Here is a 26,831-nt window from a genome sequence, read left to right as displayed (position 1 = left end):
TGCGGTTCTAGCGCTGAAACAGTGGACGCCGGAAACCGGCATCGCGTCCGGCGATGAGCCAATAGACCAAGCCCGCGACAACGCCTGCGGCGGCAATGATGCCGATATCGGCCCAGCGCTCCGGGTTCGTGTCATCCGGTACACTGGGCCAGATCAAGGCGAAGCCGCCAACCGCGGCCGCCCCGCCGAAGACCATGTGCAGCCAAAAATTGCGCAGCGAGAAAAACTCGGCAATCAGTGCGAAGATCAGCGTCTGCAAGCCGGTCAGCACGATCGTCAGAAAATAGATGAACATGCCTAGCGGCGGCAACAGCAGCACCGCAACGGGGGTGACACCCATGACGTCGAAATAATTCGGCGCATTTGGCAGCGAACTCAGCCCGCCATAGATCGCCGCCACCGCGATCAGCCCAACCAGTACCGCTATGAAATAACCCGCGAGCATCATCAGAAAGCGTTTCAATACGTGCTTTACCGTCGCCATGCCCACCCCCGCGCGCAATGATAGCACTCAGTCAGCCATCAAAGTCATATCTACGCAAGCGTCTGCCGAAGGCCGGGGGCCTTCGAGGCGCGCCATTTTTTAGAATCTGGACCGTTGGCGCCCAGCTTCATTTCGGCGCGGCTGTCACCGGATCGTAGGTGATTTCGACTTTCGCCTTGTCGCTCGTGTAATAAATGACGGTGTAGCCATCGCTGTCCCAATCGATTTCCTTGATGTAGCGGAAGTCGTCGCGCTGCTCGACCTTGGCGATGATTTCCGACAGCTTCTTGGCATTCTGCGGCGGCACCGGATTTTCGTCCGCGGCAAAGGCCGATCCGCCGACAAGCAGCACGGCGGCCGCCAAAACAAGTCTGGACATGGCTTTCCCTCACATCTCGATCAGCAGAAACTCGTTTCTATGCAGGTTTGTTCCGGGATAGCGGACCGTTGCGCTACAAGGAGGCGCCGTCCGTACCTGATTTATGGCTGCCGAAAGAACACGGCGACTGCTTAAAATCATGATGCGTCGCCTCAACATCGCGGCCGTAATAGTGCCGGTGGTCATTCGGGGTTTTACATGCAAATGCGTCATGCCATCATATTTGTACTTTTCATATTTTCCATTCCGGCCATTTCGATGCCTGTCCAGAAAGCCGAGGCGCTAGAACCTGAACGCTATACGGTCTATTGCGCCGACGACCGCATCGAGGTTTCGTTCTGGGATATCGAGCAGATGAAGGTGCGGGCCGGCTCCAACGTTTGCCAGTTCCAGAGCTATACGAGAGGCAGCGCTTTGAATTTCGCCCAAAAGAATTTTGGCGGCGAGGGGGGCTACCTGCAGCTGCTAGCCGCTCTGGCTTGGCTTGAATTGATTCAGGAAAGCAAATGGTGGGCGATGCAGGGATTGAACCTGCGACCCCACCCGTGTGAAGGGTGTGCTCTCCCGCTGAGCTAATCGCCCGCTCGTTGCCCGAAGGCCAAGCGCGCCGCGATATAAGGGAGGCCGGCCTGCTAAGTCAACCACTTGTCGGTCGGCATTTGGCGGTCCGCCCGATGGGCAGCTTTCAGCCTTCTGCGGCGGCCATCAGTCCTTGTACCAGATCGAGCGTCAGCGAATCGAAATGCGAGATTACCGCCGACGGTTCGAACTCTCGCACATGGCGGTCGGTGTAGCCGAAATCGACTGCCACTACCGGAATCCCGGCGGCTTTCGCCGTGTCGATGTCGGTCTGCGAATCACCGACCATCAGTGCACGGTGCGGGTCGCCGCCGGCGCGCGCGATGGTCTGCGTGAGATGGCGCGGGTCGGGCTTGCGGAACGGAAAACTATCCTGACCGCAGATAGCCGCGAAATGCCTGGTCATGCCGAGCGCCTCGATCAGCGCCACCGAATTGGCCTCGTATTTATTGGTGCAGATGGCCAGCAGGTAACCGGCTGCCTCGAACCGTGCGATCGTCTCGGGGACGCCGGGGTAGGGGCGCGACTTGCCGGGGATGTTAACGGTGTAATGGTCCAGAAACAGCTTGAGCAGGCGGTCGTGCTCCTCGACTGCCAGCGATCTGTGCTGCGCTGCGTGAGCGCGTTCGATCATCACCCGGCCGCCATGGCCGACGAAGCGCTTGAAGCCGGCTTCGTCGACGGCCGCGAGCTGGCTGGCGGCAAGGCTGTGGTTGAGACTGTCGAGCAGGTCCGGCGCCGTGTCGATCAGCGTCCCGTCGAGGTCGAACACGATGATCGGTCGGGTCATGGCCTGTCCTGTGACAATTTGATTGCCGGCAGGCGATAACCGCTGCGGCCCGTTCAGGCAAGACGGCTTATCCAGCGCGGGCAAGGTCCTTTGACCAGCCCGGCAAAAATGCTACGAGCGCTGAAACAAATCTCGGGACCCGGCATGGATGCGAGGCAATTGAAGGTTGAGGCCGCGCGGGCAGCGCTTGCCCATGTCACGGATGGCATGCGGCTCGGCATCGGCACCGGCACCACAGCAGACGAGTTCGTGCGGCTGCTCGCCGACAAGATCGCCACCGGCCTGACTGTCATCGGCGTTCCGACCTCGGAGCGCACCGCCGTCCTTTGCAGCGAGCTTGGTGTGCCGCTATCGACCCTCGAGGAAACCCCCGAGCTCGACCTCACCATCGACGGCGCCGACGAGATCGATCCGGCGCTGACATTGATCAAGGGCGGCGGCGGCGCGCTGCTGCGTGAAAAGATCGTCGCGGCGGCCTCCGCCCGCATGATCGTCATCGCCGACAGCTCCAAGATGGTCGAGATGATCGGCCGTTTTCCGCTGCCCATCGAAGTCAACCGGTTTGGCCTGCGCGCCACCGAAATTGCGGTCGGCGCGGCGGCTGCAAACCTTGGCCTTTCCGGCCCTGTTACATTGAGGATGACGGGGAGCCAGCCATTTGTTACAGACGGCGGCCATTTTATCCTCGATGCATCTTTTGGCCGCATTCCGGATACAAGAGCGCTTTCGAATGCTCTCCACGCCATTCCGGGCGTGGTCGAGCATGGTCTTTTCATCGGGCTGGCATCAACGGCCATCATAGCCGGCGGCGACGGCATCCAAACCGTCCATGCCGCCCGAAAATCAGGGAGTTTTACCGATCATGATGTTGCATAACCGGGTTGGCCGCTTTTTTGCCATTCTGGCGGCCTCGGCCGTTTTCGCGCTGTCGTCGCCGGCGTTTTCGCAGGACGTCACCGATGCCCATCTGAAGGCGGCGCGCGCCGCGGTCGCGGCGATCCATGCGACGGATACGTTCGACAACATCCTGCCGCAAGCGGCGGCGGCGCTCGAGCAGCAGCTGATCCAGAAGAACCCGGACATGCAGGAACTGATCGCCAAGACGATCAACGAGAAGGCAATGGGCTTGGCATCGCGCCGCGCCGACCTGGAAAAGGAAGCAGCGCTCGCCTATGCAAAGGTGTTCTCGGAAAAGGAACTCACTGAAATCGCCGCCTTCTACAATTCCGATGCCGGCAAGAAGCTGCTCGACAACGGCCCGATCGTGACGCGCGAACTGGTGAAGGCTGCCGAGATCTGGCAGAACGGCCTGGCTCGCGATCTCGCCCAGCAGGTCGGCGAGACCCTGGGTGCAGCGGCGAATGCCAAGGCGCCGGCTGCACCTGCCGACGGTACCGCTCCGGCCGATGGCGCAGCTCCCGCGGACGCTACACCGAATTGATTGCGGACTTCCGAGCCGCCTGACCGCCACTGGACCAAAAGCCCGGCAAATCCGGGCTTTTCTTTTGATAGTCGGCAGCCTACCTGTCTCGGGGTTTGAGGGGCAAGGAGTTCAGCCATGGCCGGTTACGACTACGATCTTTTCGTCATCGGCGGCGGCTCCGGCGGGGTGAGGGCGGCGCGCGTCGCGGCCGCACTCGGCAAGCGTGTCGGCATTGCCGAGGAATACCGCTATGGCGGCACATGCGTGATCCGTGGCTGCGTGCCGAAGAAGCTCTATGTCTACGCCTCGCAATTCCCCGAGCATTTCGCCGACGCCGCCGGTTATGGCTGGACGGTGCCTGAGGCGCGTTTCGACTGGCAGACGCTGGTCGCCAACAAGGACCGCGAAATCAGCCGGCTGGAGTCCGTCTACCAGAACAATGTGCAGGGCGCCGGCGGCGAAGTCTTTCACTCGCGCGCGGTGCTGGTCGATCCGCATGTGGTGCATCTTCTCGGTGAGGATCGCACCGTTACCGCCGACCAGATCCTGATCGCTACCGGCGGGCGACCGGCGCCGCATCCGGCATTGCCCGGCCATGAGCACTGCATCTTTTCCAACGAGGCCTTCGACCTCAAGGAACTGCCGAAGGCAATCATGATCGAGGGCGGCGGCTATATCGCCGTCGAATTCGCCAACATCTTTCACGGCCTCGGCGTCGACACGACGCTGGTCTACCGCGGCAAGGAGATCCTCAGCCGTTTCGACATGGACCTCAGACGCATGCTGCACGAAACGATGGAAAAGAAGGGGATAAAAATCCTCTGCCACGCCGTGTCCGAGTGGGTCAGGAAGCGGCCTGACGGCCGGCTCGACGCGCTTGTCACCGGCGGCACGGTGCTGACGGTCGACCAGGTCATGCTCGCCATCGGCCGCATTCCCAATACCGAGAACATGGGCCTGGAAGGCGTCGGCATCGAGATGACCAAAACCGGGGCAATCCACGTCGACGAATACTCCCGCACCAACATCGACAACATCTGGGCAATCGGTGACGTCACCCATCGCGTGCAATTGACGCCGGTGGCAATCCACGAGGCGATGTGCTTCGTCGAGACCGCCTTCAAGGGCAAGCCGACGGCGCCCGACCATGACACGATCGCTACCGCAGTCTTTTCGCAGCCCGAGATCGGTACGGTCGGCCTGTCGGAGGATGAGGCGGCAAAGCACTTTTCGGATGTTGAAATCTACCGCGCCACCTTCCGGCCGATGCGGCACACACTTTCCGGCCGCGACGAAAAGATGCTGATGAAGCTGGTCGTCGACGGCGCCTCGAAAAAGGTCCTCGGCGCCCACATCCTCGGGCCGGATGCCGGCGAAATGGCGCAGCTTCTCGGCATACCGCTGAAGGCCGGCCTGACCAAGGATGATTTCGATCGCACCATGGCGGTGCATCCGACCGCCGCGGAAGAACTCGTCACCATGTACAAACCGGCTTACCGGGTGAGAGATGGTGAGCGCGTCTGACGCGACGACAACCCATCGCGGCAACGAAATTGCCGCGATGGAAGTGCGTGAGTTTTCTTACAGCAACGTTCCGCGCAGGATCACCAGCGCCACAGAAAAATAGATCACCAGCCCGGTGACGTCGACCAGCGTGGCGACGAACGGGGCCGATGCGCTGGCCGGGTCGAAGCCCATGCGCTTCAGGGCGAACGGCAGCATCGATCCAGACAGCGAGCCGAAGGTGACGATGCCAACCAGCGTGGCGCCGATCGTCATTGCGATCAGCGGCCAGTGCGGGCCGTAGTCGTAGAAGCCGAGATACTGCCAGAGCGCGATGCGGCAGACGCCGACCACGCCAAGAATCGAGCCAAGCAGCAGGCCGGTGGGCAGCTCGCGCAATGCCACCCGCCACCAGTCGCCAAGGCCGATCTCGCGCAGCGCTATCGCCCGGATGACGAGCGAGGTCGCCTGCGAGCCGGAATTGCCGCCGGAGCTCATGATCAATGGAATAAATAGCGTCAGCACGATCGCCTTTTCCAGCTCGCCCTCATAACTTTGCATCGCGTTGGCGGTCAGCATCTCGCTGATAAACAGCGCGCACAGCCAGCCGGCGCGTTTCTGGATCATCGCCAGAAAGCCCATCTTCATATAGGGCTCGTCGAGAGCCTCCATGCCGCCGAAACGATGCACATCCTCCGTCGTTTCCTCGATCATCGTGTCGATAATATCGTCGATGGTAACGATGCCGAGCAGTTTGCCGTTGTCCACGACCGGAACGGCGAGCAGATCATATTTCGAGATCAACTGAGCAACCTTTTCACTATCGGTCAGCGGTGAAACGGTGATAGGCGCACGATCCGGCGCGATTGCCATGATCAGCTCGTCGGGCCCGCCAGCGATCAGTCGACGCAGGCTGGTCGAGCGCAACAGGACATGCGTTTGCGGATCGACGATGTAGATCGCGTAGACGGTTTCGCGCGTCCGCTCCACCTTGCGGATATAATCCAGCGTGCGGGCCACGCTCCAGTCCGGCGGCACGCTGACATATTCGGTCGTCATGAGCGAGGCGGCGCTGCCCTCGGGATAGCCGAGAATGGCAAGCAGCGTCGCGCGCAGCGGTGGCGCCAGGCCGCCGAGCAGTTCGGAACGAGCCGGCTCGTTCCGATCGCGCAGTATGTCGGCGGCGCGGTCGACCGACATGGCGGCAAGCAGTCTGCCTGCCTTGATGCGGGGCAGCGCCTCGACCAGTTCGGATGCGCCGTCGAGTTCAGGCTGGTCGAAGATCTCGACCAGCCGCTCGAACGGCACTTCGCAAAGCAGCTCCGATGCCGTCTCGCGGGGCTCCTGGTTCAAGGCCTCGACGATGTCGGCGACGTGTTCGTTGGCAAGTACGCGAGCGATGGCGATGGCATCGCCGCCCGCTGGGGGGGAAAACTCGTTCATGGCTCACTCCTTGCCGTCCGGCAGGACGTGAGCCTGTCAGGTCACGTCAAGCGGACGGCGGTTGCGTTCGACTGTGACTGTCGCCAGGCATGGCGCGGTGACCTTTCTGCTCGCGGGTTCGAGTTGAGATTCTGCAAGCCGGCGCAACATAGGAGCGCGCCTTGCCGAGTCAATCGCGAGAGCGGGTTAAAACGGCGGCAAACCGACTGGATCGCGAGACTGTGATCGGGCTACGTGGCAGGCTGGCTGGACGCTGGCAATGGTGCCGCGGCTATCTCTGCTTCAGCCGGCGGGGAAAGCGCAGCCACTTGTCCTCGGCCGGCCGCGTCGGCTGCGTGAGGATGGTGGTGAGCTCTACCGGCAAGCTCGGAACCAGCGGCTTCTTGGTAGCGACGCCGTCGGCGATCGCAACCACGCTGTGGTAGAATTCGGTGCCCGCGAGCGATCTCGGCGGCGTCGCCTCATGCATGATCGAGATCACAGTTGCATCAGGGCAATTGTCCTTGATCGCCTGGTGGAAGGCGATCCGTCCTTCGGGATCGAGCGCGCCGGTGGCTTCATCGAGGAACAGTAGTCCCGGCTGCTGCAGCACGATGCGGGCGACCACGAGCTTCTGTTTCTGCCCACCCGAAAGAACCTGATCCCAGATCTTTCCTTCACGGCTCTCATCGGCCAGATGTTCGATGAAGTCGCCGAGGCCGGCCTTGTGCAGGGCGGATGCGACCTGCACGTCGGCGTAATCATGCTCGGAACCGGGCAGGCAGACCAGTTGCTTCAGCGAAACCTGCTGCAGCTTGACTTCCTGGGCGGCGTAGAAAGTCCTGACCCCCTCCGGGAAGACGATGGTGCCGCGACCGTAAGGCCACAAGCCGTTGATCGCCTTGATCAGCGAGGTCTTGCCGCAACCGGATTCGCCCTTGAGGAAAGTCCATTCGCCACGCCGGAAGCGCAAATTCGCGGCACTCAGGAAGGGCGTTGCGTCCTCGCCCTGATGCGCAAGCTCTAGTTTCTGGATGGTCAGGCCGAAGACCGGGTTTTGGCGGTCGTAGCGGAAGTCGGACCGGCCGGTCTGCTGATAGAATTCTTGCGGGTGCTGGACGTTTTCGATCGCGTTTGCGAGTTCGGTGACGCGCTGGCTGTTGGCCCGCAGCGCGGCGATGGCAGGCATGACGTGGATGAACCACGAGCATTGACTGATCAGCGAGTTGACCATCTCGGAGCCGGTTATGTAGCCCTTGAGATCGAAGCCGTTATGGATAAAGGGAACCAAGCCTGGCCCGTAGGCGACAATGCGGGCACCGATGAAATTGTAGATCAGTTCGAACGAATTGTAGCCTGTGTTGACGATGTTCAGCCGCGCCCAGGTGCGGTCGATGTCGACATAGCGCTGGGTGTGCACTGCCTTCTGCACGTTCTCGCCTTGCGATGCGGCGACATGAAAACTGCGGCGCAGGAATGTGATCAGCTCGCCGCGATAGCTGCCTTCGGCCTGCTGCATCCTGACATTGAGTCGTTCCAGCAGCCTGCCCAGCTTGACCGCGATCCAGGTGTTCAACGGCACGTAGGTGGCGACCGCCAGAAAGGCGAGGACGGCGCTGCCATAGCTGCCGAGGAACTCCAGCCCTTTGACCTCCGCCGAGTGTGCAAGCAGTTGCTGGCCAACGAAATACAATGAAGTAGCAACGGCCAGAACCCCCATCGCGAGGCCGATGGCTCCGCCCGTCATATCCTTGATCGATTCCTGGATGCGCTGATCGATATTGTCGGGAGCGGCGGCACCTGACGAGCCATGCTGAGCGTGGAAATGGGTGTGATTGGAATCAAGCAGGGCTTCGTTGAACTGGCTGTCCAGCCAGCCGCGCCACTTGCGATGCAACGTTGCGGATACCAGGCTGCGGATACCGGTAAAACCCGCATCCTTAAGCAAGACCAGGAGGACAAGTATCCCGGCATTGGTCAGCAGTGTCTGAAGCGGGGTGGTGTTCGCGGCATCATGGAAAAAGGCGATCGAGTTGACCAGCTCTCCGGATGCTACGGCAAACCACACGCCTGACTTGCTGGAGAGCGCGGTGAGCAGCGCAATCACCAGCGTCAACGTCCAGGCTTCCACCCACCGGTCCGAGAACCAGTAGGCCCGCATCAGTCCCCAGAAGCTGCGCATCGACGATACGGGCGTCAGGGGCGACGGCCTTGCGGCACCGCGGAGCCATTTTTCCGATATTGAATGTCGCGTTGGTCTATCGACCCGAATCACTATCCCGCCCAAACGATTTTTCTTTTGTTACGGACAGTAACACCAATTGATCATTTTCCATTAGCTTTTCACCAGTCGCAGGTGGCTTAGCTCACCGGCCGTTGCAGTGGAGCAACAGAATGAACGATCACGGCGCTATGTCGTCATGCTTCGAGGGGCTGAATACCAACGCAATTTCAACTAGTTAGTTGCTTGCGCCGGAGCAAGTAGAGACCTTCCCCAAGGGAAGGTCTTCACACAGCTTTGTGAACATAGAAGCGCCGTCCAGCGGTCGATCTTCACGGCCTGAATCGCCTTCACGGCCAGTCCGGCTTCGTCGGCGGCCAGAGCGTGACCGTATGATTCGTGGTTGAAGCCGCCTTGTCAGGACCCCGTAGTCGGCCAAGCAATGACTTTGCCGACACAGTCCAGGATGAAGATCAATATCAATTGGCCCGTGCCGTTTTAAGAGCGCGCACAAACCGCGTTTGACAAACACGCGCTTCGGATTGAACCTGGCCGGACGCATCCAGGTTAGAACCAGGGGGAGTTCGCCATGCTTGCACGGACATTTTTTGTCGCGACGCTCGCAACATTTTTCTGGCTGCCGCAAACATATGCCGGCAGCCAGACTGTTCCCGCAAACGCCGAGGGACAGATCGAGTTCAACACGCCGTCCGGCAATATTGGCTGCATCTACACGCCGAAGGGCGGCACCAGCACCTACGAGCCACAGGATGGCGGACCGGAACTGAGCTGTTCGCGCGTCGAGCCCAGCTACGTCACCGTCATCCTCGGTCCGAAAGGTCCGGCGACGCTGATCAAGAATCCGGGCGAGCAAGGCTGCTGCGGCGACGTCACCAGGCTGGCGTACGGCGCCAGCTGGAGTAAGGGCCCGTTTTCCTGCCAGTCATCCACCAAGGGATTGACCTGCACCGGCAAGCATGGCCATGGCTTTTTCGTCAGCAAGGCCAAGGTGACGGTGAAGTAGTCCGACTCAGTTCGCTGTTTCCAGTTCGCCGCGCGCCTTGGCCGCGGCGACCTGGCGGAGCGCATCGGCAAGCGTATCGGCGTCCTGGGCTCCCATCACCGCATATTTGCCTTCAAGCAGAAAGCACGGCACACCCGATATGCCCATGCGCGAAGCGGTGGCGATTTCGGTGCGCACCGCCTCGACATCGGCGTCGGTCGGCAGAAGCGTTTCGACCACGGAGGCATCCATGCCGGCTTCGCGGGCGGCTTCGATCAGCACGGCATGATCGCCGAGATTGGCGCCTTCCTCGAAATTCAGCTGGAACAACCGGCGCACCACCCGGTTCTGAATGGCCTCGCCGGCCGTCCCGGCCCAGCGAATGAGACGGTGCGCATCCAGCGTATTGGGCGCGACCTTGATAGCGTCGAAGGCGAAGGAAATCCCTTCAGCCTCGCCCAGCGGCTCGATCCGGGCATGGATTTCGCGGATGCGTTGCTCGCTGCCGAATTTCGCCACCATATAGTCGCGGCGGTTCTTGCCTTCGGGCGGGATTGTTGGGTCGAGTTGGAAGGGCCGCCAGTGTATGTGAACGTCGATATCGACGGCGGCAATCGCCTTGTCGAGCCGTTTCTGGCCGATAAAGCACCAGGGGCACACGACGTCGGAGACCACATCGACGGTAATCGAGTTCTCGTCGTTCATCTTGATCTCCTGTTCTGAAGAGGTCACTTCGGTTTGCGCCACCAGGTCGGCAACTGATAACCGTATATGGGCGTCTTTTGCGGATGTTCCAGATACTTCCAATAAGCGAGCCATTGCTGGTTGTTGTGCTGCGTCGGCACCATGTAGTTGCCGGAGATCAGCAGCCGGTCGAGAACGCGGACGGCGGCGACGGAGTCCTCCTTCGAACGAGCTCTCAGCATCGCCTCGATCGCCGCATCCACCGCCGGATCGGCGACGCCGGCGAGGTTGAACGATCCTTCGGCCTTGGCGGCAGCGGATCCCCAGCGCCCGGTTTGCTCGATACCGGGCGACAGCGAGTTGTTGAAACCGGTCGAGCCGACCAGCACCTCGAAATCGAAACGCTGCTTGCGCGACTGGATCTGATCACCGTCGAGGCTGCGGATGCCGACATCGATGCCGAGCTTCTCAAGGGTGCGCTGATAGATAGCGGCAAGTCGCTCTTCGTCCTGCGAGGCGGTCAGGATCTCGAAACCGAACGGCTTTCCCTCGGGATCGAGCATCGCGCCGTCCTGCACCGTATAGCCCGCGCTCTTCAGCAGCTCGAATGCCGCCTTCAGCACCTTGCGGTCCTGGCCGGAGCCGTCGGTAACGGGCGGCCTGTAGGTGCCGTCCATGACATCTGCGGGCACGCGGCCGGGGTAGGGGGCCAGCAGGGCCTTTTCCTTTTCGCTGGCCGGGTGGCCGAGCGCGGACAGCTCGGAATTCTGCCAAAAGCTCATCGTGCGCGTGTATTTGCCGCCGAACAGATTCTTGTTGGCCCATTCGAAATCGTAGAGCATGCCGAGCGCGCGCCGCACGACCGGATTGGAAAATTTTGGCAGCCGCGTGTTGAACAGGAAACCGTTGACCACCGGCGGAATGCCGGTATCGAAAGTTTCGGCGATGACCTCGCCCCTGTGGAAGGCCGGAAAATCGAGATCGCGCTCGCGTTTGACCGGGTCGCTGTCGTCGTCGATGGCGCAGATGCCTTTCTTGAACGCTTCCTGCTTGGCGTTGGCGTTGAGGAAATATTCGATGGTGATCTGGTCGTAATTGTCGAAGCCGCGCTTGGACGGCACGTCCTTGCCCCAATAGTCCGGATTGCGCTTGAACACGATGCGCTGACCGGGCACGACTTGCGCCACCGTGTAAGGCCCGCTGCCGATCACCGGCTTTAGCGTCGTCCTGTCGAAGGTGTCCTTGTTGAAGGCGTGTTTCGGGATGATCGGCGTCAGCGCAATGATCAAAGGAAATTCGCGGTCGGCCTTGTCGTTGAAGGTGAAGCGCACACTGCGGTCGCCGGTCTTTTCGAGCTTGGCAATCGCTTTCATTCGCTGGCTGTAAGGTGGGCGGCCCTTCTCGGTGAAGACGTCATAGGTAAACAACACGTCTTCCGGCGTCACCGGCTCGCCGTCCGACCATTTGGCGTTGGGATCGAGGTGGAATTCGATGCTCTTGCGCTCGGGATCCATGTCGGCGGTATCGGCGAGCAGGCCGTAGAGACTGAAGGCCTCGTCGTAGTTGCGCTGCATCAACGGCTCGAAGACAAGATTGCCAAAGGCTTGATCCATCATGCCGCGCGCGGTGGTGCGCAGGCTTCTCAGGATGAACGGATTGAGATTGTCGAAGCTGCCGACGACGCAATAGGTAATGCTGCCGCCTTTCGGCGCGTCGGGATTGACGTAGTTGAAATGATCATAGTCGGCCGGCAGCGCCGGCTCGCCCTGCATGGCAAGCGCGTGCACCGGTTCCGACAGGGCCGGCTGCAGGGAAAGGCCGACAAACAAGATTGCGGCGATCAGCCAAACGACAACGCGGCCCATGACCGTCTCCTTCCCGATTCGATGCGCAGCATACATGAGCCGGTCGTGCACCGGCCAACCCCTTGAGCCTATCCCTCGGCCAAGATTCGCGAGACCCGGGCTGGATTCGGCACCGCTTGCAGTGTAACACGCCGTCCGAAGTCATTCTGTTGCCTCATTTCGGCAACAGGTAGCTGGACCACACGGCATGAAAAAAGCCGGTTCCGGGATCATTTGAGAGGAATGCACGACATGACGAGCCTGAACAGCAACGCGTACCGCCTGTCGGTCATGGCCGCTGGCGTGGTCGGCATTCTGGGCGCCGGGATTCCCGCTGCTTCCGCGCAGCAGCAACAGCAGATTCCGCAAGGCTGGTTCAAGGCCTGCACCAAGCAGGAAGACGTCGACATCTGCAATGTCCAGAACATCACCACCGCCGGCAACGGCCAGCTCATCACCGGCGTCAGCCTGATCGAATTGAAGGGCAAGGTGAACCGCAAGGTGTTCCAGGTGACGGTTCCGACCGGCCGTCTCGTTCCTCCCGGCATCGGCCTCCAGATCGACGGCGGCAAGGCGCAGAAGCTCGACTATGTGATCTGTTTTCCGGATCGCTGCGTGGCGGAAGTGCCGCTGACCGATCAGCTCGTCGCGTCCTTCAAGAAAGGTTCGAACCTGACGCTGACCTCGGTCAATTTCCAGAACCAGCCGAACCCGATCAAGATCGCGCTGACCGGCTTCAGCGGCGCCTTCGACGGCCCGCCGCTGCAGCAGTCGGACATCGAGGACCGACAGAAGAAGCTCCAGGAGTTCGTCGCCAAGAACAATCAGGACTTTGCCAAGAAGCTCAAGGAAGAGCAGGAAAAGGCGAAGGCCGCCAACTGATCGAGGGGTTTCGGACGAATAAAAAAGCGGGGTTCATGCCCCGCTTTTTTCGTTTGGACCGGCTGTTTGTCGGGTCCGGCCATGTCTCAAGCCTGTCCCAGTCCAGCCAGATTCCGACTAAGTCAATGTCTCAATTGGTGCTTCGGCTCGTAGCGCCCGTCCGGCTTCTTGTCGAACATTTCACCAATCTGCGGATGCCGGACCGGTTCGCCCGACCGGTCCTCGAGTAAATTCTGCTCGGACACATAGGCGATGTATTCCGTTTCGGAATTCTCGGCGAGCAGATGATAGAAAGGCTGGTCCTTGCGCGGCCGCACGTCAGCGGGGATCGCCTCGTACCATTCGTCAGTATTGGCGAATTGCGGATCGACGTCGAAAATGACGCCGCGGAACGGAAACAGCCGGTGCCGAACCACCTGTCCGATCGAGAATTTGGCTGTCTTCATCGCACTCACCACTTGAACTTCTTGAACGCCACGCATCCTGGAACACGCAAGGAACGCTCCAGGACTTTAGATTCTTACGCACCGGTCCGGCAAAGATTGGCCCAGACCTTAAGGTCGACATCGTCATTATTTGGCGCAGACGCCGCGTCAATTCAATCCCGATCCCCTTGTTGCCGGGTTGAGCATCGCGAGATGCGGATCAAGGGCGGTGGCCAAGATCGCTATCGCTCAGCCGGTTTTCGCAATCCGCCAAAAAACGCCGCAAAACCGCTGCCGGGTCGAAGACCCTCGCGCATGAAAAACGCCCGTAACGGCGCAAACCCCTCAAGCGCGCCAAGGCCAGCGCTGCGCACCATCTGAGCCGGCAGCATGTCGGAAAGCAACGACATGTTGAGCAGGTTGACCGCGCTGCTGCGCGCCAGAATGTCCGGCCGCCGCTTGAAATCATAGGCTGCAAGCGCCTTGGCGGCGCCCGGGTCCGAGCGGTTTCTGCTTGCGGCACCAATCAGGTCGTCGATGTCCCTGATGCCGAGATTGAGGCCTTGCGCGCCGATTGGAGGAAACACGTGGGCGGCTTCACCGACAAGTGCCACGCGGCGATGCGCAAACCGCCACGGGCTCACCGCTGAAAGTGGGTAGATCTGCCGGCCGGGCTCAACCGACACGCGGCCCAACATCGATTGCATTCGCTGTTCGACCCGCGTCGAAAGCTCGGCGTCGTCGAGTGCTGCAAGGTCCTTGGCGATATCGGGTTCGAGCACCCAGACAAGGCTGGACCGGTTGCCGGGCAGGGGAACCTGTGTGAACGGACCGGTCTCGGTGTGGAATTCGGTCGAGGTGAAGGCATGGTCGCTGCGGTGACCGAAATTGAGCACCAACGCCGCCTGCGGATAGGATCGGATCGAGGTCCGGATGCCGGCTGCCTCGCGGGCCGGCGACTGACGGCCATCGGCGGCAACTGCCAACGATGCCTCAACCTCGCTGCCGTCGGCGAGAACGGCATGGGCATGGTCGGCATCGAGGCGCCATGCCTCCACCATCGACTTTCGCCATTCGATGCCCGAATGCGCGACAGCCTCGGCTAGCGTGCGGTTGAGAACGCTGTTGGGCAAGTTCAGCCCGAATTGCTCTTCGTTGATCTCGCTGGCGCGAAAGGTCACTGTCGGGCTGCGGATCAGCCGGTTGGTTGCGTCAACGATACGCATCACCTTGAGCGGCGCTGCGTGCGGCCTGATTCCGTCGAAGATCCCTAGCCGTTCGAACATCTTCAGGGCAGGGTTCATCAAGGCTGTCGTCCGGCCGTCGGGGCCGGTTGCATCGGGTCCGACGAGCGTCACGGGAAAGCCCGCCTCGGCAAAGCCAAGCGCCGCGATCAGCCCCGCAGGGCCGCTGCCGGCGACCAGTATCCGTGCTGTTTCCCGATGGTTCAAATTCGGCTTCCGAATTGCGAGGTGAGGCCCGTCCGACCTGCTGGTCCATATAGGTCAGGTGATGCGGCTTGATCAACGCGGCGATTCGGCCCATTCGGTTGCCATGACCGGCCAACAAGACGATTTCAGCCACCTCGACGGCACCGGCCGCGCGATGGCGAGCGTTGCGCGCAGCCCTCGACTGACGGTGAGCGTCGTTGCCGGCATGGGCATCGCCCTTGCCTGGCTCCTTCTCGGCGCAATGGCAGTTCGTGGTGCCGTAAGCCGGCTCCCGGGCACCGATGCACCCGGCGACACGATGCTGGGGAACCTGCCGCAACTGCCGCTGCCGGATTTCCTTGCGCGTTTCTTCGCCCTTTGCCTTGCGCCGGCGCCGCTTCGCGCAAGCGTAGGCGCGCAAGGCGGGGCACTCACCGCGATGTGGCTGTTGATGGCCATCGCGACCATGCTGCCCTCCGCGGCGCCGATGATCCGCACGTATTGCGAGATCGCAGATACCGCCAGGATCAAGGGGGAACCTGTTGCCCATCCGCTGATCCTTGTCGCTGGATATTTGAGCGTCTGGCTTGCCGCCTCGGCAATATTCGCTGCCCTGACGCTCGCAGTCCATGCATTCGTGTCATCCGGGCAGATGCTCGATCCGCTGCTTGGAATTGCCGGAGCAGCCGCGCTGTCGATCGCTGGTCTCTATCAGTTCAGCTGGCTGAAGGAAGCCTGTCTGGAGAAGTGCAGAAATCCGTTCTCGGTCCTGTTCGCCAACTGGAGCGCCAGGCCCATTCGCATTTTCCGGCTCGGTATGGAGCAGGGCCTGTGGTGCCTTGGATGCTGCTGGGCGCTGATGCTGGTAATGTTTGCCGTCGGTGTGATGAACGTGTTCTGGATGGCGCTGATCGGCTTGTTCAGCCTGGTCGAAAAACAGACGGCAGGCAATCTGCCGACGCGGTTGGGCGGTGCGATACTTCTTGTCTGGGCAGCCGCGCTACTAGTAGTCTCGGCATGAGGGGGAGAATTCGATGACAGATCAAAACTGGGCAATGAAGGGAGAGCTCATCCTTTCCTGCAATTGCACGGTTTTTTGCCCTTGCGTTCTGTCGCTCGGCAATCATCCGCCTACGGAAGGCTATTGCCAAACCTGGGCGGGGTTCCGGATCGATGCCGGCCATTTCGGAGAGGTCGACCTGTCCGGTCTCAATCTTGGGCTGGTCATGGAAATCCCCGGTTATATGAGCCGCGGCAACTGGACAGCGGGCCTGTTCATCGACAAGCGCGCCTCGGTTTACGCTGTGAAGGGACTGACGAAGATATTCACCGGCAAGGCCGGTGGAACCACATCGCTGCTCTCCATCCTGGTCGGACAGTTCCTCGGCGCCGAGCAGGTGCCGATCACCTACGAGACGCGTGAAAAAACACGCATCTTTCAGATACCGAAGATCATCGATGGTGCGGTGACGCCAATCACCGGCAAGGATCGCGACAAGGATACGGTCATCAGCAATTCGGAATACTGGATTGCGCCGGAAATCATCGTCGCCAAATCCGACAAGAGCAAAATGCGGGCCTTTGGCCGCAACTGGAACTTTGCTGGCCGTTCGGCCGAAATCTGCAAGCTGGACTGGCGGGGCCCGTGAGCAAGAAGACGACGGCCAGGAAAATCGCCGACCGGATTCCGCGGCCGAAGAAGAAAGTCACATGGCCTCAGGCGCGGGCGTTCTCGGTCCATCTCTTGACCGCGTCGGGCTCATTTCTGGCGTTTCTGTCGCTAGTGGCAGCAAGCGAGCAGCGCTGGACGGCGATGTTCTGGTGGCTGGGGCTGGCGCTTTTCGTCGACGGCATCGACGGGCCGATCGCCAGGAAGCTCGATGTCAAGGAAATCCTGCCGACTTGGTCGGGCGAACTGCTCGACAACATCATCGATTACGTGACCTACGTGTTGATTCCGGCCTTCGCGCTCTATCAGCGCGGTTTCATGGGCGAGCGCCTGTCGTTCCTGTCGGCGGCGATCATCGTGGTGTCGAGCGCAATCTACTATGCCGATACCGGCATGAAGACGAAGGAGAATTTCTTCAAGGGCTTTCCGGTCGTCTGGAACATGGTGGTGTTCACGCTGTTCGTCATCGAGCCCGGACAATGGGTTTCTTTCGCCGTGGTCGTGGTGGCCGGCATTCTCACCTTCGTGCCGATCAATTTCATCCATCCGGTGCGGGTGAAGCGGCTGCGGCCAATCAATCTCGGCATGACGCTGCTTTGGTGCGCTTTCGGCGGGCTGGCGCTGGCGCAGGCCGCACTTGCCTCCTTCTACGACCAGATCGGCGTGCTGGGCGAGCAGGTCAGCGATTTCATCAAGTTCGGGATTACGTTCACCGGGCTTTACCTCGCCTGCATCGGCGCTATCATGCAGTTCTTCCCAAATCTCGGCGCCAAGCCGGATAAGAAAGCCTGATCCCAAGAGAGCCAGAAAATGTCCAAAGCGATCCGCATCCATGCCCATGGCGGCCCGGAGGTCCTGACCTATGAGGATGCCGATCCCGGGCAGCCGGGCTCTGGACAGATCCTGGTCAAGCATACCGCGATCGGTCTCAATTTCATCGACGTCTATTATCGCTCTGGCCTTTATCCGCCGCAGGGCGGATTTCCGCTGATCCCTGGCGGCGAGGCGGCCGGCGTGGTCTTGGATGTCGGCTCGGATGTCGACTGGCTCAAACCCGGCGATCGCATCGCCTACGCCGTGACGACCGGCGCCTATGCCGGGCAGCGCGTGATCGCCGCCGACCGCGTGGTGAAGGTGCCGGACGGCATCAGCGACGAACAGGCCGCAGCCATGATGCTAAAGGGCATGACCGCCGAATATCTGTTGCGCCGTACATTCAAGGTGAAAGCCGGCGACACGATCCTGTTTCATGCGGCGGCCGGCGGTGTCGGGCTGATCCTCGGCCAATGGGCCAAGCATCTCGGCGCGACAGTGATCGGCACGGCGAGTTCCACCGACAAGATCGAGCTCGCCAAGGCGCATGGCTTCGACCACGTGATCAACTATCGCGAACAGGATTTCGTGGCCGGCGTTGCCGCTATCACCGGTGGCAAGAAATGCGACGTTGTCTACGATTCAGTCGGCAACGACACATTTCCAGCCTCGCTCGATTGCCTGCGGCCGCTCGGCACTTTCGTCAGCTTCGGTCAATCGTCTGGGCCGATCCCGCCCTTCAGCATCTCGTTGCTGGCGCAGAAGGGCTCGCTGTTCGCAACGCGGCCGACGCTGTTCGTCTATAATGCCAGGCGCGAAGACCTCGAGGTTTCCGCCGCCGCCTTGTTCGACGTGGTGCTCAGCGGCGCCGTCAAGATCAAGATAAACCAGCGTTACGCGCTCAGCGAGGCCGGCAAGGCGCATTCCGATCTCGAAGGGCGCCGGACCACCGGGACAACAATACTTATCCCTTAGGCGCGGCAGTTTCGGGCCGCCGACGCCGCCGTTCTTGCGAACTGCTCTTTACCGCTTGAGTTTCCGCTGAAATTCTTGAAGCTCTTTCAAGTCGTGAGGCGCTTACCGTAGAGAGCAGCCCGCGCATACGATGCTTGCGGGAACACAGAACATGTCTGGCAAACCAGATGGAGGCACCGTGAGTGCAGATCAGGACGGCGCAAACCTGCTTGAGGTTCGCGGCCTCACAAAGATATTCGGCACGTTGACGGCGTGCGACCATGTCGATCTCAACATCGCCAAGGGCGAGATCCATGCGTTGCTTGGCGAAAACGGCGCCGGCAAGTCGACCCTGGTGAAAATGCTGTTTGGATCGCTGGAACCGAATTCCGGCGAGATTTTCTGGAATGGCCAGGCGGTCAGGATCACCAGCCCCGGCACCGCAAAAAAGCTCGGCATCGGCATGGTTTTCCAGCATTTTTCCCTGTTCGAAGCGCTGACGGCGGCTGAGAACATCGCGCTGTCGCTGGATGACGGCTCGCCGATCAGCACGATCGCGGCCAAGGCGAGGGCGCTCTCCTACAGTTACGGCCTGCCTCTCGATCCGCTATCGCTGGTCGGTGATCTGTCGGTCGGCGAGCGTCAGCGTATCGAAATCATCCGCTGCCTGCTGCAGACGCCGCAACTTATCATCCTCGACGAACCAACTTCGGTGCTGACGCCGCAGGAGGCCGATAAGTTGTTCGAGACGCTCGAACGGCTGCGTTCGGAAGGAAAGTCCATCCTCTACATTTCGCACCGGCTGGAAGAGGTCAAACGGATCTGCGACCGCGCCACCGTGCTGCGTCACGGCAAGGTGGTCGGCCATTGCAATCCGCGCCAGGAAACCGCGTCTTCGTTGGCGCGGATGATGGTCGGCAACGAGGTGCTGGCCGTGGTGCGGGCGCCGGCCGAGGGTATCGAGACCGCGCCGGTGCTGCTTCAAATCCGCGAACTCACCCGCAAGCCGGCGACCCCGTTCTCGATCCCGCTCAGGAACATCAATCTCGAGGTCCGCGCCGGCGAGGTGATCGGCATTGCCGGTGTGGCCGGCAACGGCCAGGGCGAATTCTTCGAATCCGTTTCCGGCGAGGTGCTGCAGCAGGATGCCGGCTCGGTCCGCATCCGCGGCAAGGATGCCGGCGGCCTCACCATCACCGGCAGGCGTCTGATGGGCGCTGCCTTCGTCCCGGAAGAGCGGCTCGGCCATGGCGCAGCACCGCGCATGAAGCTTTCGGAGAACCTGCTTCTGTCGCGCCACGCCACCGATGGCAAGATGTTTGTCGGCGCCGGTGGAATGGTCAAGGGCGATGCGATCCATACCGCTGCCCAGCGCATCATAAAGGCAATGGACGTGCGCAAGAGCGCGCCGGATCCGGAGGCTGCGGCTCTTTCGGGCGGCAATCTGCAGAAATTCATCGTTGGCCGCGAACTCGACCGCCGGCCTAGCGTCTTGGTGGTCAATCAGCCGACCTGGGGGGTCGACGCGGGTGCGGCGGCCCACATCCGCCAGGCACTGATCGAACTGGCGCGCAGCGGCTCGGCGGTGCTGGTGATCAGCCAAGACCTCGACGAGCTGTTCGAGATTTCCGATGCGATCACGGTCATGCACAATGGCGAACTGTCGAAGCCGCTGCCGATAGCTGAAGCGACATTCGAGAAAATCGGGCTGCTGATGGGCGGCGCCGAACCCGGTCATGCCGAACATACGCTGGAGACGGCCTGATGCGCCTCGAACTTGTAAAACGCCCGCAGCGCTCGATGCTGTTTTCGGCACTCTCGCCTTTCATCGCTTTCGTTTTGACGATCATTGCCGGTGCCATCATGTTCGCGCTGCTCGGCGTCAACCCGTTGACTGCGTTCCGCATCTACTTCATCGAACCGATCAGCCAGGTCTGGCAGCTGCATGAGCTGGCGATCAAGGCCGCCCCCCTGATCCTGATCGCGGTCGGACTGTCGGTCTGCTACAAGGCCAACATCTGGAACATCGGCGCCGAAGGCCAGTTCATCCTGGGCGGCATTGTCGGCTCGATCATCCCCGTGCTGTTTCCGCAGTTCGAAGGCCCATTGGTGCTGCCGCTGACGCTTCTGCTCGGCATGGTCGGTGGGGCCGCCTATGCTGCAATCCCGGCACTGCTGAAGACGCGCTTCAACACCAACGAGATCCTGACCAGCCTGATGCTGGTCTATGTCGCCCAGCTCTTCCTCGATTGGCTCGTACGCGGGCCGTGGCGCGATCCGCAGGGCCACGGTTTCCCGCAGACCATCCAGTTCAACGACTCGGCCATACTGCCGGAACTCCTCCCGGAATCCGGCCGGGCAAACTGGGGATTTGTCTTCGCGCTGATCGCGGCGATACTGATCTGGATCCTGATGAGCCGTATGCTGAAAGGCTTCGAGGTCCGCGTGCTCGGCTCAAGTCCGAGGGCAGGGCGCTTCGCCGGGTTTGGCCTTAACCGCATGGTCTTCTTTGCCTTCCTGCTGTCGGGCGCACTGGCCGGACTTGCAGGGATTTCGGAGGTCTCGGGAGCCATCGGACAATTGCAGCCGGTGATCTCGCCCGGCTACGGATTTACCGCTATCATCGTGGCATTTCTCGGCCGGCTCAATCCGCTCGGCATCGTCGCCGCAGGCCTTGTACTGGCGCTGACCTATCTGGGCGGCGAGGCAGTGCAAAGCGCGCTCGGCATCTCCGACAAGGTGGCGCGCGTGTTCCAGGGCATGCTTTTGTTCTTCGTGCTCGGCTGCGACACGCTCATCCATTACCGCATTCGCCTGACCGGCTTTTCCGCGCCGAAGCTCGAGGCGGGGCCGAAGCTGGAGGAAGCCCGCTGATGGACATCACCGTCAACATCCTCTTGACCATCGCGACGGCGGCGACGCCGCTGCTGATCGCGGCGATCGGCGAACTGGTGGTCGAACGTTCGGGTGTGCTCAATCTCGGCGTCGAAGGAATGATGATCATGGGTGCCGTCGGCGGTTTCGGCGCCGGCTATCTCACCGGCTCGCCTTGGATAGGGCTGTTGGCGGCAGTCACCATGGGGGCAGTGTTCTCACTGCTGTTCGCCGTCATGACGCTGTCGCTGGCCACCAATCAGGTGGCCACCGGCCTGTCGCTGACACTGCTCGGCCTCGGCCTTTCCGGCATGATGGGAACGAATTTTGTCGGCCAGCCCGGCGAAAGGCTGCCAAACCTCGATATTCCCGGCCTGACCGCAATCCCGGTCGTTGGCAGGCTGCTGTTCGGCCAGGATCCAATCTTCTACATCTCGATCGCGCTGACCGCCGCCGTCATGTGGTTCCTGTTCAAGACCCGCACCGGGCTCACGCTGCGCTCGATCGGCGACAGCCATGCCTCCGCCCATGCGCTTGGCATCCACGTCATCCGCTACCGCTATCTCTCAGTGATTTTCGGCGGCGCTTGTGCCGGCCTCGCCGGCGGTCACCTATCGCTGGTCTACACACCGCAATGGGTGGAGAACATGACCGCCGGCCGCGGCTGGATCGCGCTGGCTCTGGTCGTCTTCGCCTCCTGGCGGCCATGGCGGGTGCTGGCCGGCGCCTATATTTTCGGCGCGATCTGGGTTGGCCAGCTTCACGTCCAAGCCATAAATCTGCAGGACTTCGTCGACGCGCCCTGGTTGCTCTACAAGTTAATTGCGTTCTTAAAATCGTTTCCCTCGCAACTGCTTTCTTCGCTGCCCTATCTGGCAACCGTCGTGGTTCTCGTTCTAATCTCGCGCAACAAGCGTTTGACGATGATGAACACGCCGGCCTCCTTGGGCCAGCCATTCGTTCCGGATCGTTGACAGCAAAAAGACGGAAGCTCCAAGGCTTAACTCAGAGAGGTAACACAATGAAAAAACTGCTTATTGCCCTGATGGCGACGACGGCCGCATTGTCGCTGGCGGCCTCAGCCGAGGCGGCGGACAAGCTGAAGGCGTGCTGGGTCTACACCGGCCCGATCGGCGATTTCGGCTACTCCTACCAGCACGACCAAGGCCGCCTCGAGGTGGAAAAGGCACTCGGCGACAAGGTCGAGACCGCCTATCTCGAAAACGTCTCCGAAGGCCCCGATGCCGACCGCGCCTTCGAGCGCCTGGCGCGCGAGGGATGCAAGATCATTTTCGGCACGTCCTTCGGCTTCATGGACCCGGAAGTAAAGATCGCCAAGAAATTCCCCAAGGTGATGTTCGAGCACGCCACCGGCTACAAGACGGCCGAAAATCTCGGCATCTACAATGCGCGTTTCTACGAAGGCCGCTACGTGCTTGGCCAGATCGCCGCCAAGCAATCGAAGTCGGGCGTCGCCGGCTACATCGTTTCCTTCCCGATCCCGGAAGTGGTGATGGGCATAAATTCCTTTATGCTCGGCGCACAGTCGATCAACCCGAACTTCAAGGCGAAGATCGTGTGGGTGAACTCCTGGTTCGATCCGGGCAAGGAGGCCGATGCTGCCAAGGCATTGTTCGACCAGGGCGCCGATATCATCGTCCAGCACACCGACTCGACCGCTGCCTTGCAGGTGGCGGAGGAGCGCAAGCTGCACGGCTTCGGGCAGTCCTCCGACATGATCAAGTTCGCGCCGCACGCGCAGCTGACCGCGCTGACCGACGAGTGGGGTCCCTACTACATCAGCCGGGTCCAGGCGGCGCTCGACGGCACCTGGAAGCCCGACAATGTCTGGCTCGGTATTAAGGACGGCGCCGTCAAGCTGGCGCCGTTCACCAACATGCCCGACGACGTCAAGGCGATGGCCGAAGCCACCACCAAGAAGATCGCCGACGGCTGGAACCCCTTCACCGGGCCGATCGCCAAGCAGGACGGCACACCTTGGCTGAAGGAGGGCGAGGTCGCCGACGACGCCACGTTGCTCGGCATGAATTTCTACGTGAAGGGCGTCGACGACAAGCTGCCGCAGTAGGCGGTCGGAAACATATCGAACGAAAGGGCGCCACGCGGCGCCCTTTTCATTTTGGACGGAATATCAGACTGCTGAGCCGTAAAGGTCGTAAGCGTCGGCGCGCTCGATCTTGACCGTGACGATGTCGCCGGCGCGCAGTGGCCGCCGCGACTGGATATGGACCGAACCGTCGATTTCGGGCGCATCGTATTTGGTCCGGCCCTTGGCCGAATTGCCATGCGCCTCGTCGATCAGGACCGGCAGTCGCTTGCCAATTTTCTTGGTTAGCTGCGTTGCCGAAATCTTCTGCTGGCGCTGCATGAAGCGGTGCCAGCGGGCTTCCTTGATATCCTGCGGCACTTGCTCGAGGCCGAGCTCGTTGGAGCGGGCGCCTCTGACCGGCTCGTATTTGAAACAGCCGGCGCGGTCGATCTTGGCCTCGTCCAGCCAGTCGAGCAGCATCTCGAAATCGTCATCCGTCTCGCCGGGGAAGCCGACGATGAAGGTGGAGCGGATGGCAAGGTCCGGGCAGATGTCGCGCCAGCCGCGAATACGCTCGAGCGTCTTTTCGCCATGAGCGGGCCGGCGCATGTTCTTCAGCACCTGCGGCGAGGCGTGCTGGAACGGAATGTCGAGATAGGGAACGATCTTACCTTCGGCCATCAATGGGATGACGTCTGCGACATGCGGGTAGGGATAGACATAGTGCATGCGCACCCAGACACCGAGCTTGCCCAGTTCTTCCGATAGATCGAGGAATTTCGCCCGCACTTCGCGATCGCCGAACATGCTGGTCTGGTATTTGATATCGATGCCGTAGGCGCTGGTATCCTGCGAGATGACGAGGATCTCCTTGACCCCGGCCTTGGCCAGCTTCTCGGCTTCGCGCAACACGTCGGCCGCCGGCCGCGATACGAGGTCGCCACGCAGCGCCGGGATGATGCAGAAGGTGCAGCGGTTGTTGCAGCCTTCCGAAATCTTGAGATACGCATAGTGGCGCGGTGTGAGCTTGACCCCTTGCGGCGGCAAAAGGTCGATGTGGGGATCATGGCTCGGGGGGGCAGCCTCATGCACCGCCGCCATCACGCTTTCATAAGCTTGTGGTCCGGTGATGGCGAGGACGTTGGGATGTCTTTCACGGATGATGTCCGGCTCGGCGCCGAGGCAGCCGGTGACAATAACTTTGCCATTCTCCGAAAGTGCCGAGCCGATGGCGTTGAGCGATTCGTCGCGAGCCGAATCGAGGAAGCCACAGGTGTTGACGACGACCAGGTCGGCGCCGTCGTGCTTGCGGGCGATCTCGTAGCCTTCGGCGCGCAGGCGCGTGATAATGCGCTCCGAATCCACAAGGGCTTTCGGGCATCCAAGGCTGACGAAACTGACGCGAGGGGCGGACATCAAAGCTTTTCCGGATTTTCAGGATTGGCGGCGCAGTACCACACTTGTCGCGGCATTGGTATGGGCAGCGGCTGCGGCGAAACGCAACCGCCAGCGTCGCCGAAGGCTCGCCGAAGCTGAAAGGCCGGCCGATGAGAATTCGAGTCGGCGTGTCAGCTCACCGCACTGCTGACATGCGGCAAGACTTCCACCGCGCCCCGGTAGATCATATCGAGTGCGACATAGAAGATGATCAAAAGGCCGATATAGGCGATCCAGCGATGGCGGTGCAGCAGCTTGGCGATGAAGCTCGCGGCAAGGCCCATCAGCGCGATCGACAGGACGAGGCCTATCACCAGCACCTGGAAGTGATCGCGCGCCGCGCCGGCGACCGCGAGTACGTTGTCGAGCGACATCGACACGTCGGCGATGACGATCTGCAATGCCGCCTGACCCAAGGTCTTCTTGCGCGCCTTGCCGGCCACCATATCATCGCTGTTGATATCGGAATTTGACAGCGCTTCGGTCGCCTCCACCTCGTCGGCATACGACGTGCGCAGCTCGCGATACATCTTCCAGCACACCCACAGCAGCAAGATGCCGCCGGCAAGCAGCAGGCCGACAATCTGTAACAGGGTGACGGTGATCGCAGCAAAACCGATACGCAGCACCGTCGCCGCCACCACGCCGATGAGAATCGCTCTCTTGCGCTGCTCGACCGGCAAGCCCGCCGCGGCCAAGCCGATGACGATGGCGTTATCGCCTGCAAGCACGAGGTCGATGGCGATGACCTGGAGCAGGGCAGAGAAGCCCGCGGCAGTGAAAATTTCCATCGACTGGAAGTCCCTTGCTGGTTGGCCGACCGTTCGCGTCGAATGCCTGGAGGGCCTAACGTGTATGGTTCCTGCGCGTCAAGGGACTGGTTGGAACAAGGTCGGCAAACCGCCCGTTATTGCGGCAATATACAGAGTTTGCGACGATCGGCCCGAACACCGGCAAAATGCGGCCACAGGTCGCGAATGCCTAGTTATAGAGATTGTATTTGGGCCAGTCGCTTTCCGGAATTTCATCACCGATCCGATAGCGGAGCTGCAGGACTTCCATATGGTCCGGCGCTGTTTCGCATTTGAATTTCAGCCGGTACCACTGTCCCTTGCTGCGAAACGCAGCACCCGGGCTCTTGATCGCATCGGCGCCCATTTCGGGCGTCGCAAAAGCGTAGGCGACGACACGATCGGCTTTGTATTTGTGGTCGTCGCGGGTAATCCGGTCGAGAATTTCGGCGTCGCATCGCTGCTCCAGCCGGGTTTGCGGATCGAGTTTCAGCAGGCCGGCGCGCAATGCGCTGTCCATTGCGCTGGCCGGCCAAGCCACTATCGTCCATGCGAGGACCGCAGAAAATAGTTTATTCATGGGCGGGAGAAGCACCATATTCGGGCGGAGAAATCAACCCGACGAACCGCGGCTGCGCGGCGGGTGACAGTCTTCGCTTTGTGGCAGGTTGTTGATTACGCAATAGTATCACCGGTACTTTGGTATCGTTGCCATGATCAGCACCTGTCGCATTTCAGCGACGCGAGAGGTGGCGCGCGGCATGGGGCAGAGCGGCGGTTCTCCCCTAACCGGACCGGCCTGTTAAACCCAGGCAGTCGAGAATCCGACGAGCGGAAAACTCGACGTCATGCCTGCAGGATTGAAGAAATTGGACGGATATGGCGGAGGGAGTGGGATTCGAACCCACGGTGGGCTTGCACCCACGCCGGTTTTCAAGACCGGTGCCTTAAACCGCTCGGCCATCCCTCCAAGGTGATTTTTCAATCACTTAGGATATCGCGAGAGGAGCGGGTTCGAGCTGTCGGTACCGGATTGGCACCAGGACGTTTCCCGACCGGTTCGCGCTCCATTCCTGTAAAGCCGCATTCAACGCCAAGTCAACCGTGGCGGCCGCACCTTTCGGCGCGATCCAGGACGGTGAGCAGCGTCATGGCGAGCTGTGTTTGTGCTGAG

The 26,831-nt window shown here is 61.1% G+C and carries 25 protein-coding genes and 2 tRNA genes; 13 read left to right on the top strand and 14 right to left on the bottom strand.

Features of this window, described 5'->3' with window-relative positions; all coding sequences use genetic code 11:
- Positions 1–7: 7 nt before the first annotated feature.
- The 4 genes from NKI16_RS21455 to NKI16_RS21440 form a co-directional block, all read right to left on the bottom strand.
- Positions 8–484: a hypothetical protein gene (locus tag NKI16_RS21455; RefSeq protein WP_023675030.1), complete on the bottom strand. Its 477-nt coding sequence runs from the start codon at positions 482–484 to the stop codon at positions 8–10.
- A 127-nt stretch (positions 485–611) separates the two neighbouring features.
- Positions 612–863 (bottom strand): PepSY domain-containing protein, encoded by a 252-nt coding sequence (locus NKI16_RS21450; RefSeq protein WP_023675031.1) that lies wholly within the window; start codon positions 861–863, stop codon positions 612–614.
- Positions 864–1,370: 507 nt separating this feature from the next.
- Positions 1,371–1,445: transfer RNA gene (locus NKI16_RS21445), tRNA-Val, on the bottom strand.
- 103 nt (positions 1,446–1,548) lie between these two features.
- The gene (locus tag NKI16_RS21440) at positions 1,549–2,232 is read right to left on the bottom strand and encodes a phosphoglycolate phosphatase (protein WP_352593585.1); all 684 of its coding nucleotides are present in this window, start codon (positions 2,230–2,232) and stop codon (positions 1,549–1,551) included.
- Positions 2,233–2,376: 144 nt separating this feature from the next.
- Here NKI16_RS21440 and rpiA point away from each other — a divergent pair, with 144 nt between their 5' ends.
- From rpiA to gor, 3 genes are all read left to right on the top strand, one after another.
- On the top strand, positions 2,377–3,108 hold the full coding sequence (gene rpiA, locus NKI16_RS21435; protein ID WP_352593582.1) for a ribose-5-phosphate isomerase RpiA: 732 nt from the start codon (positions 2,377–2,379) through the stop codon (positions 3,106–3,108).
- A complete protein-coding gene (locus NKI16_RS21430; RefSeq protein ID WP_352593579.1) occupies positions 3,095–3,673 on the top strand; it encodes a DUF2059 domain-containing protein in 579 nt (192 codons plus the stop codon). The genes rpiA and NKI16_RS21430 overlap by 14 nt, the downstream gene beginning before the upstream one ends.
- Before the next feature lie 117 nt (positions 3,674–3,790).
- Positions 3,791–5,179 carry a glutathione-disulfide reductase gene (gene gor / locus NKI16_RS21425; RefSeq protein WP_352593576.1) on the top strand — a complete coding sequence of 463 codons (1,389 nt, stop codon included), beginning with the start codon at positions 3,791–3,793 and terminating at the stop codon, positions 5,177–5,179.
- A 57-nt stretch (positions 5,180–5,236) separates the two neighbouring features.
- Here the strand turns inward: gor and mgtE are convergent, their stop codons facing one another.
- Both mgtE and NKI16_RS21415 read right to left on the bottom strand, forming a co-directional pair.
- The gene (mgtE, locus tag NKI16_RS21420; protein ID WP_352621775.1) at positions 5,237–6,601 is read right to left on the bottom strand and encodes a magnesium transporter; all 1,365 of its coding nucleotides are present in this window, start codon (positions 6,599–6,601) and stop codon (positions 5,237–5,239) included.
- 271 nt (positions 6,602–6,872) lie between these two features.
- Positions 6,873–8,762, bottom strand: coding sequence for an ABC transporter ATP-binding protein/permease (locus tag NKI16_RS21415; protein WP_352621773.1), 1,890 nt, complete (start codon positions 8,760–8,762; stop codon positions 6,873–6,875).
- Between the two features lie 628 nt (positions 8,763–9,390).
- Between NKI16_RS21415 and NKI16_RS21410 the strand changes: the two genes are divergently transcribed.
- Entirely contained in the window at positions 9,391–9,825 is a 435-nt protein-coding gene (locus tag NKI16_RS21410) for a hypothetical protein (RefSeq protein ID WP_352568630.1), read from the top strand.
- A 6-nt stretch (positions 9,826–9,831) separates the two neighbouring features.
- On the opposite strand, the gene NKI16_RS21405 is transcribed toward NKI16_RS21410, so the two are convergent.
- Complete coding sequence (locus NKI16_RS21405; RefSeq protein ID WP_023675040.1) at positions 9,832–10,509, bottom strand: DsbA family oxidoreductase; 678 nt, start codon at positions 10,507–10,509, stop codon at positions 9,832–9,834.
- A gap of 23 nt (positions 10,510–10,532) precedes the next feature.
- Positions 10,533–12,353 (bottom strand): extracellular solute-binding protein, encoded by a 1,821-nt coding sequence (locus tag NKI16_RS21400; protein WP_352783316.1) that lies wholly within the window; start codon positions 12,351–12,353, stop codon positions 10,533–10,535.
- Positions 12,354–12,584: 231 nt separating this feature from the next.
- Between NKI16_RS21400 and NKI16_RS21395 the strand changes: the two genes are divergently transcribed.
- A complete protein-coding gene (locus tag NKI16_RS21395; RefSeq protein WP_023675042.1) occupies positions 12,585–13,214 on the top strand; it encodes an invasion associated locus B family protein in 630 nt (209 codons plus the stop codon).
- Between the two features lie 122 nt (positions 13,215–13,336).
- On the opposite strand, the gene hspQ is transcribed toward NKI16_RS21395, so the two are convergent.
- A complete protein-coding gene (gene hspQ, locus NKI16_RS21390; RefSeq protein ID WP_023675043.1) occupies positions 13,337–13,660 on the bottom strand; it encodes a heat shock protein HspQ in 324 nt (107 codons plus the stop codon).
- Positions 13,661–13,881: 221 nt separating this feature from the next.
- Positions 13,882–15,090: a UbiH/UbiF family hydroxylase gene (locus tag NKI16_RS21385; protein ID WP_352621769.1), complete on the bottom strand. Its 1,209-nt coding sequence runs from the start codon at positions 15,088–15,090 to the stop codon at positions 13,882–13,884.
- 103 nt (positions 15,091–15,193) lie between these two features.
- On the opposite strand from NKI16_RS21385, the gene NKI16_RS21380 reads away from it, so the two are divergent.
- The 8 genes from NKI16_RS21380 (at position 15,194) to NKI16_RS21345 (ending at position 23,468) form a co-directional block, all read left to right on the top strand.
- Positions 15,194–16,090 (top strand): DUF2182 domain-containing protein, encoded by an 897-nt coding sequence (locus NKI16_RS21380; protein WP_352456764.1) that lies wholly within the window; start codon positions 15,194–15,196, stop codon positions 16,088–16,090.
- A gap of 13 nt (positions 16,091–16,103) precedes the next feature.
- Positions 16,104–16,718, top strand: a complete 615-nt coding sequence (locus NKI16_RS21375; RefSeq protein WP_352471871.1) for a DUF1326 domain-containing protein — start codon at positions 16,104–16,106, stop codon at positions 16,716–16,718.
- Positions 16,719–16,753: 35 nt separating this feature from the next.
- The gene (gene pcsA, locus NKI16_RS21370; protein ID WP_502897613.1) at positions 16,754–17,530 is read left to right on the top strand and encodes a phosphatidylcholine synthase; all 777 of its coding nucleotides are present in this window, start codon (positions 16,754–16,756) and stop codon (positions 17,528–17,530) included.
- Between the two features lie 18 nt (positions 17,531–17,548).
- Complete coding sequence (locus tag NKI16_RS21365) at positions 17,549–18,526, top strand: quinone oxidoreductase family protein (protein ID WP_352456767.1); 978 nt, start codon at positions 17,549–17,551, stop codon at positions 18,524–18,526.
- Between the two features lie 151 nt (positions 18,527–18,677).
- Positions 18,678–20,270, top strand: coding sequence for an ABC transporter ATP-binding protein (locus NKI16_RS21360; protein WP_502893792.1), 1,593 nt, complete (start codon positions 18,678–18,680; stop codon positions 20,268–20,270).
- Positions 20,267–21,379: an ABC transporter permease gene (locus NKI16_RS21355; protein ID WP_352456777.1), complete on the top strand. Its 1,113-nt coding sequence runs from the start codon at positions 20,267–20,269 to the stop codon at positions 21,377–21,379. Before NKI16_RS21360 ends, NKI16_RS21355 begins: the two co-directional genes overlap by 4 nt.
- The gene (locus NKI16_RS21350; RefSeq protein WP_031211313.1) at positions 21,379–22,353 is read left to right on the top strand and encodes an ABC transporter permease; all 975 of its coding nucleotides are present in this window, start codon (positions 21,379–21,381) and stop codon (positions 22,351–22,353) included. Before NKI16_RS21355 ends, NKI16_RS21350 begins: the two co-directional genes overlap by 1 nt.
- Before the next feature lie 47 nt (positions 22,354–22,400).
- Positions 22,401–23,468 (top strand): BMP family ABC transporter substrate-binding protein, encoded by a 1,068-nt coding sequence (locus NKI16_RS21345; RefSeq protein ID WP_352621764.1) that lies wholly within the window; start codon positions 22,401–22,403, stop codon positions 23,466–23,468.
- A 63-nt stretch (positions 23,469–23,531) separates the two neighbouring features.
- Here NKI16_RS21345 and rimO read toward each other — a convergent pair whose 3' ends face one another.
- The 4 genes from rimO to NKI16_RS21325 all read right to left on the bottom strand — a co-directional run bounded on the left by rimO (position 23,532) and on the right by NKI16_RS21325 (position 26,627).
- Entirely contained in the window at positions 23,532–24,845 is a 1,314-nt protein-coding gene (rimO, locus tag NKI16_RS21340) for a 30S ribosomal protein S12 methylthiotransferase RimO (RefSeq protein WP_352621762.1), read from the bottom strand.
- A 152-nt stretch (positions 24,846–24,997) separates the two neighbouring features.
- Complete coding sequence (locus tag NKI16_RS21335; RefSeq protein WP_023675054.1) at positions 24,998–25,657, bottom strand: TerC family protein; 660 nt, start codon at positions 25,655–25,657, stop codon at positions 24,998–25,000.
- Positions 25,658–25,847: 190 nt separating this feature from the next.
- On the bottom strand, positions 25,848–26,255 hold the full coding sequence (locus tag NKI16_RS21330) for a DUF930 domain-containing protein (RefSeq protein ID WP_352456770.1): 408 nt from the start codon (positions 26,253–26,255) through the stop codon (positions 25,848–25,850).
- Between the two features lie 282 nt (positions 26,256–26,537).
- Positions 26,538–26,627 (bottom strand) — tRNA-Ser (locus tag NKI16_RS21325).
- Positions 26,628–26,831: the final 204 nt, after the last annotated feature.

The sequence above is a fragment of the Mesorhizobium sp. M0698 genome, assembly GCF_040320455.1.
Classification (GTDB): domain Bacteria; phylum Pseudomonadota; class Alphaproteobacteria; order Rhizobiales; family Rhizobiaceae; genus Mesorhizobium.
The sequence above is the reverse complement of the archived record's forward strand: the minus strand, read 5'-3'. Positions and strand labels throughout refer to the sequence as shown.

What these genes read in the sequence shown, in the direction of transcription:
- NKI16_RS21440 (WP_352593585.1), bottom strand. Translation starts at nt 2,232, where the DNA reads ATGACCCGACCGATCATCGTGTTCGACCTCGACGGGACGCTGATCGAC.
- NKI16_RS21350 (WP_031211313.1), top strand. Translation starts at nt 21,379, where the DNA reads ATGGACATCACCGTCAACATCCTCTTGACCATCGCGACGGCGGCGACG.
- gor (WP_352593576.1), top strand. Translation starts at nt 3,791, where the DNA reads ATGGCCGGTTACGACTACGATCTTTTCGTCATCGGCGGCGGCTCCGGC.
- NKI16_RS21400 (WP_352783316.1), bottom strand. Translation starts at nt 12,353, where the DNA reads ATGGGCCGCGTTGTCGTTTGGCTGATCGCCGCAATCTTGTTTGTCGGC.
- NKI16_RS21365 (WP_352456767.1), top strand. Translation starts at nt 17,549, where the DNA reads ATGTCCAAAGCGATCCGCATCCATGCCCATGGCGGCCCGGAGGTCCTG.
- NKI16_RS21360 (WP_502893792.1), top strand. Translation starts at nt 18,678, where the DNA reads ATGTCTGGCAAACCAGATGGAGGCACCGTGAGTGCAGATCAGGACGGC.
- NKI16_RS21405 (WP_023675040.1), bottom strand. Translation starts at nt 10,509, where the DNA reads ATGAACGACGAGAACTCGATTACCGTCGATGTGGTCTCCGACGTCGTG.
- NKI16_RS21345 (WP_352621764.1), top strand. Translation starts at nt 22,401, where the DNA reads ATGAAAAAACTGCTTATTGCCCTGATGGCGACGACGGCCGCATTGTCG.
- NKI16_RS21380 (WP_352456764.1), top strand. Translation starts at nt 15,194, where the DNA reads ATGACCGGCCAACAAGACGATTTCAGCCACCTCGACGGCACCGGCCGC.
- NKI16_RS21395 (WP_023675042.1), top strand. Translation starts at nt 12,585, where the DNA reads ATGACGAGCCTGAACAGCAACGCGTACCGCCTGTCGGTCATGGCCGCT.
- rimO (WP_352621762.1), bottom strand. Translation starts at nt 24,845, where the DNA reads ATGTCCGCCCCTCGCGTCAGTTTCGTCAGCCTTGGATGCCCGAAAGCC.
- rpiA (WP_352593582.1), top strand. Translation starts at nt 2,377, where the DNA reads ATGGATGCGAGGCAATTGAAGGTTGAGGCCGCGCGGGCAGCGCTTGCC.
- NKI16_RS21455 (WP_023675030.1), bottom strand. Translation starts at nt 484, where the DNA reads ATGGCGACGGTAAAGCACGTATTGAAACGCTTTCTGATGATGCTCGCG.
- hspQ (WP_023675043.1), bottom strand. Translation starts at nt 13,660, where the DNA reads ATGAAGACAGCCAAATTCTCGATCGGACAGGTGGTTCGGCACCGGCTG.
- NKI16_RS21415 (WP_352621773.1), bottom strand. Translation starts at nt 8,762, where the DNA reads ATGCGCAGCTTCTGGGGACTGATGCGGGCCTACTGGTTCTCGGACCGG.
- NKI16_RS21410 (WP_352568630.1), top strand. Translation starts at nt 9,391, where the DNA reads ATGCTTGCACGGACATTTTTTGTCGCGACGCTCGCAACATTTTTCTGG.
- NKI16_RS21375 (WP_352471871.1), top strand. Translation starts at nt 16,104, where the DNA reads ATGACAGATCAAAACTGGGCAATGAAGGGAGAGCTCATCCTTTCCTGC.
- NKI16_RS21430 (WP_352593579.1), top strand. Translation starts at nt 3,095, where the DNA reads ATGATGTTGCATAACCGGGTTGGCCGCTTTTTTGCCATTCTGGCGGCC.
- NKI16_RS21330 (WP_352456770.1), bottom strand. Translation starts at nt 26,255, where the DNA reads ATGGTGCTTCTCCCGCCCATGAATAAACTATTTTCTGCGGTCCTCGCA.
- mgtE (WP_352621775.1), bottom strand. Translation starts at nt 6,601, where the DNA reads ATGAACGAGTTTTCCCCCCCAGCGGGCGGCGATGCCATCGCCATCGCT.
- NKI16_RS21450 (WP_023675031.1), bottom strand. Translation starts at nt 863, where the DNA reads ATGTCCAGACTTGTTTTGGCGGCCGCCGTGCTGCTTGTCGGCGGATCG.
- NKI16_RS21335 (WP_023675054.1), bottom strand. Translation starts at nt 25,657, where the DNA reads ATGGAAATTTTCACTGCCGCGGGCTTCTCTGCCCTGCTCCAGGTCATC.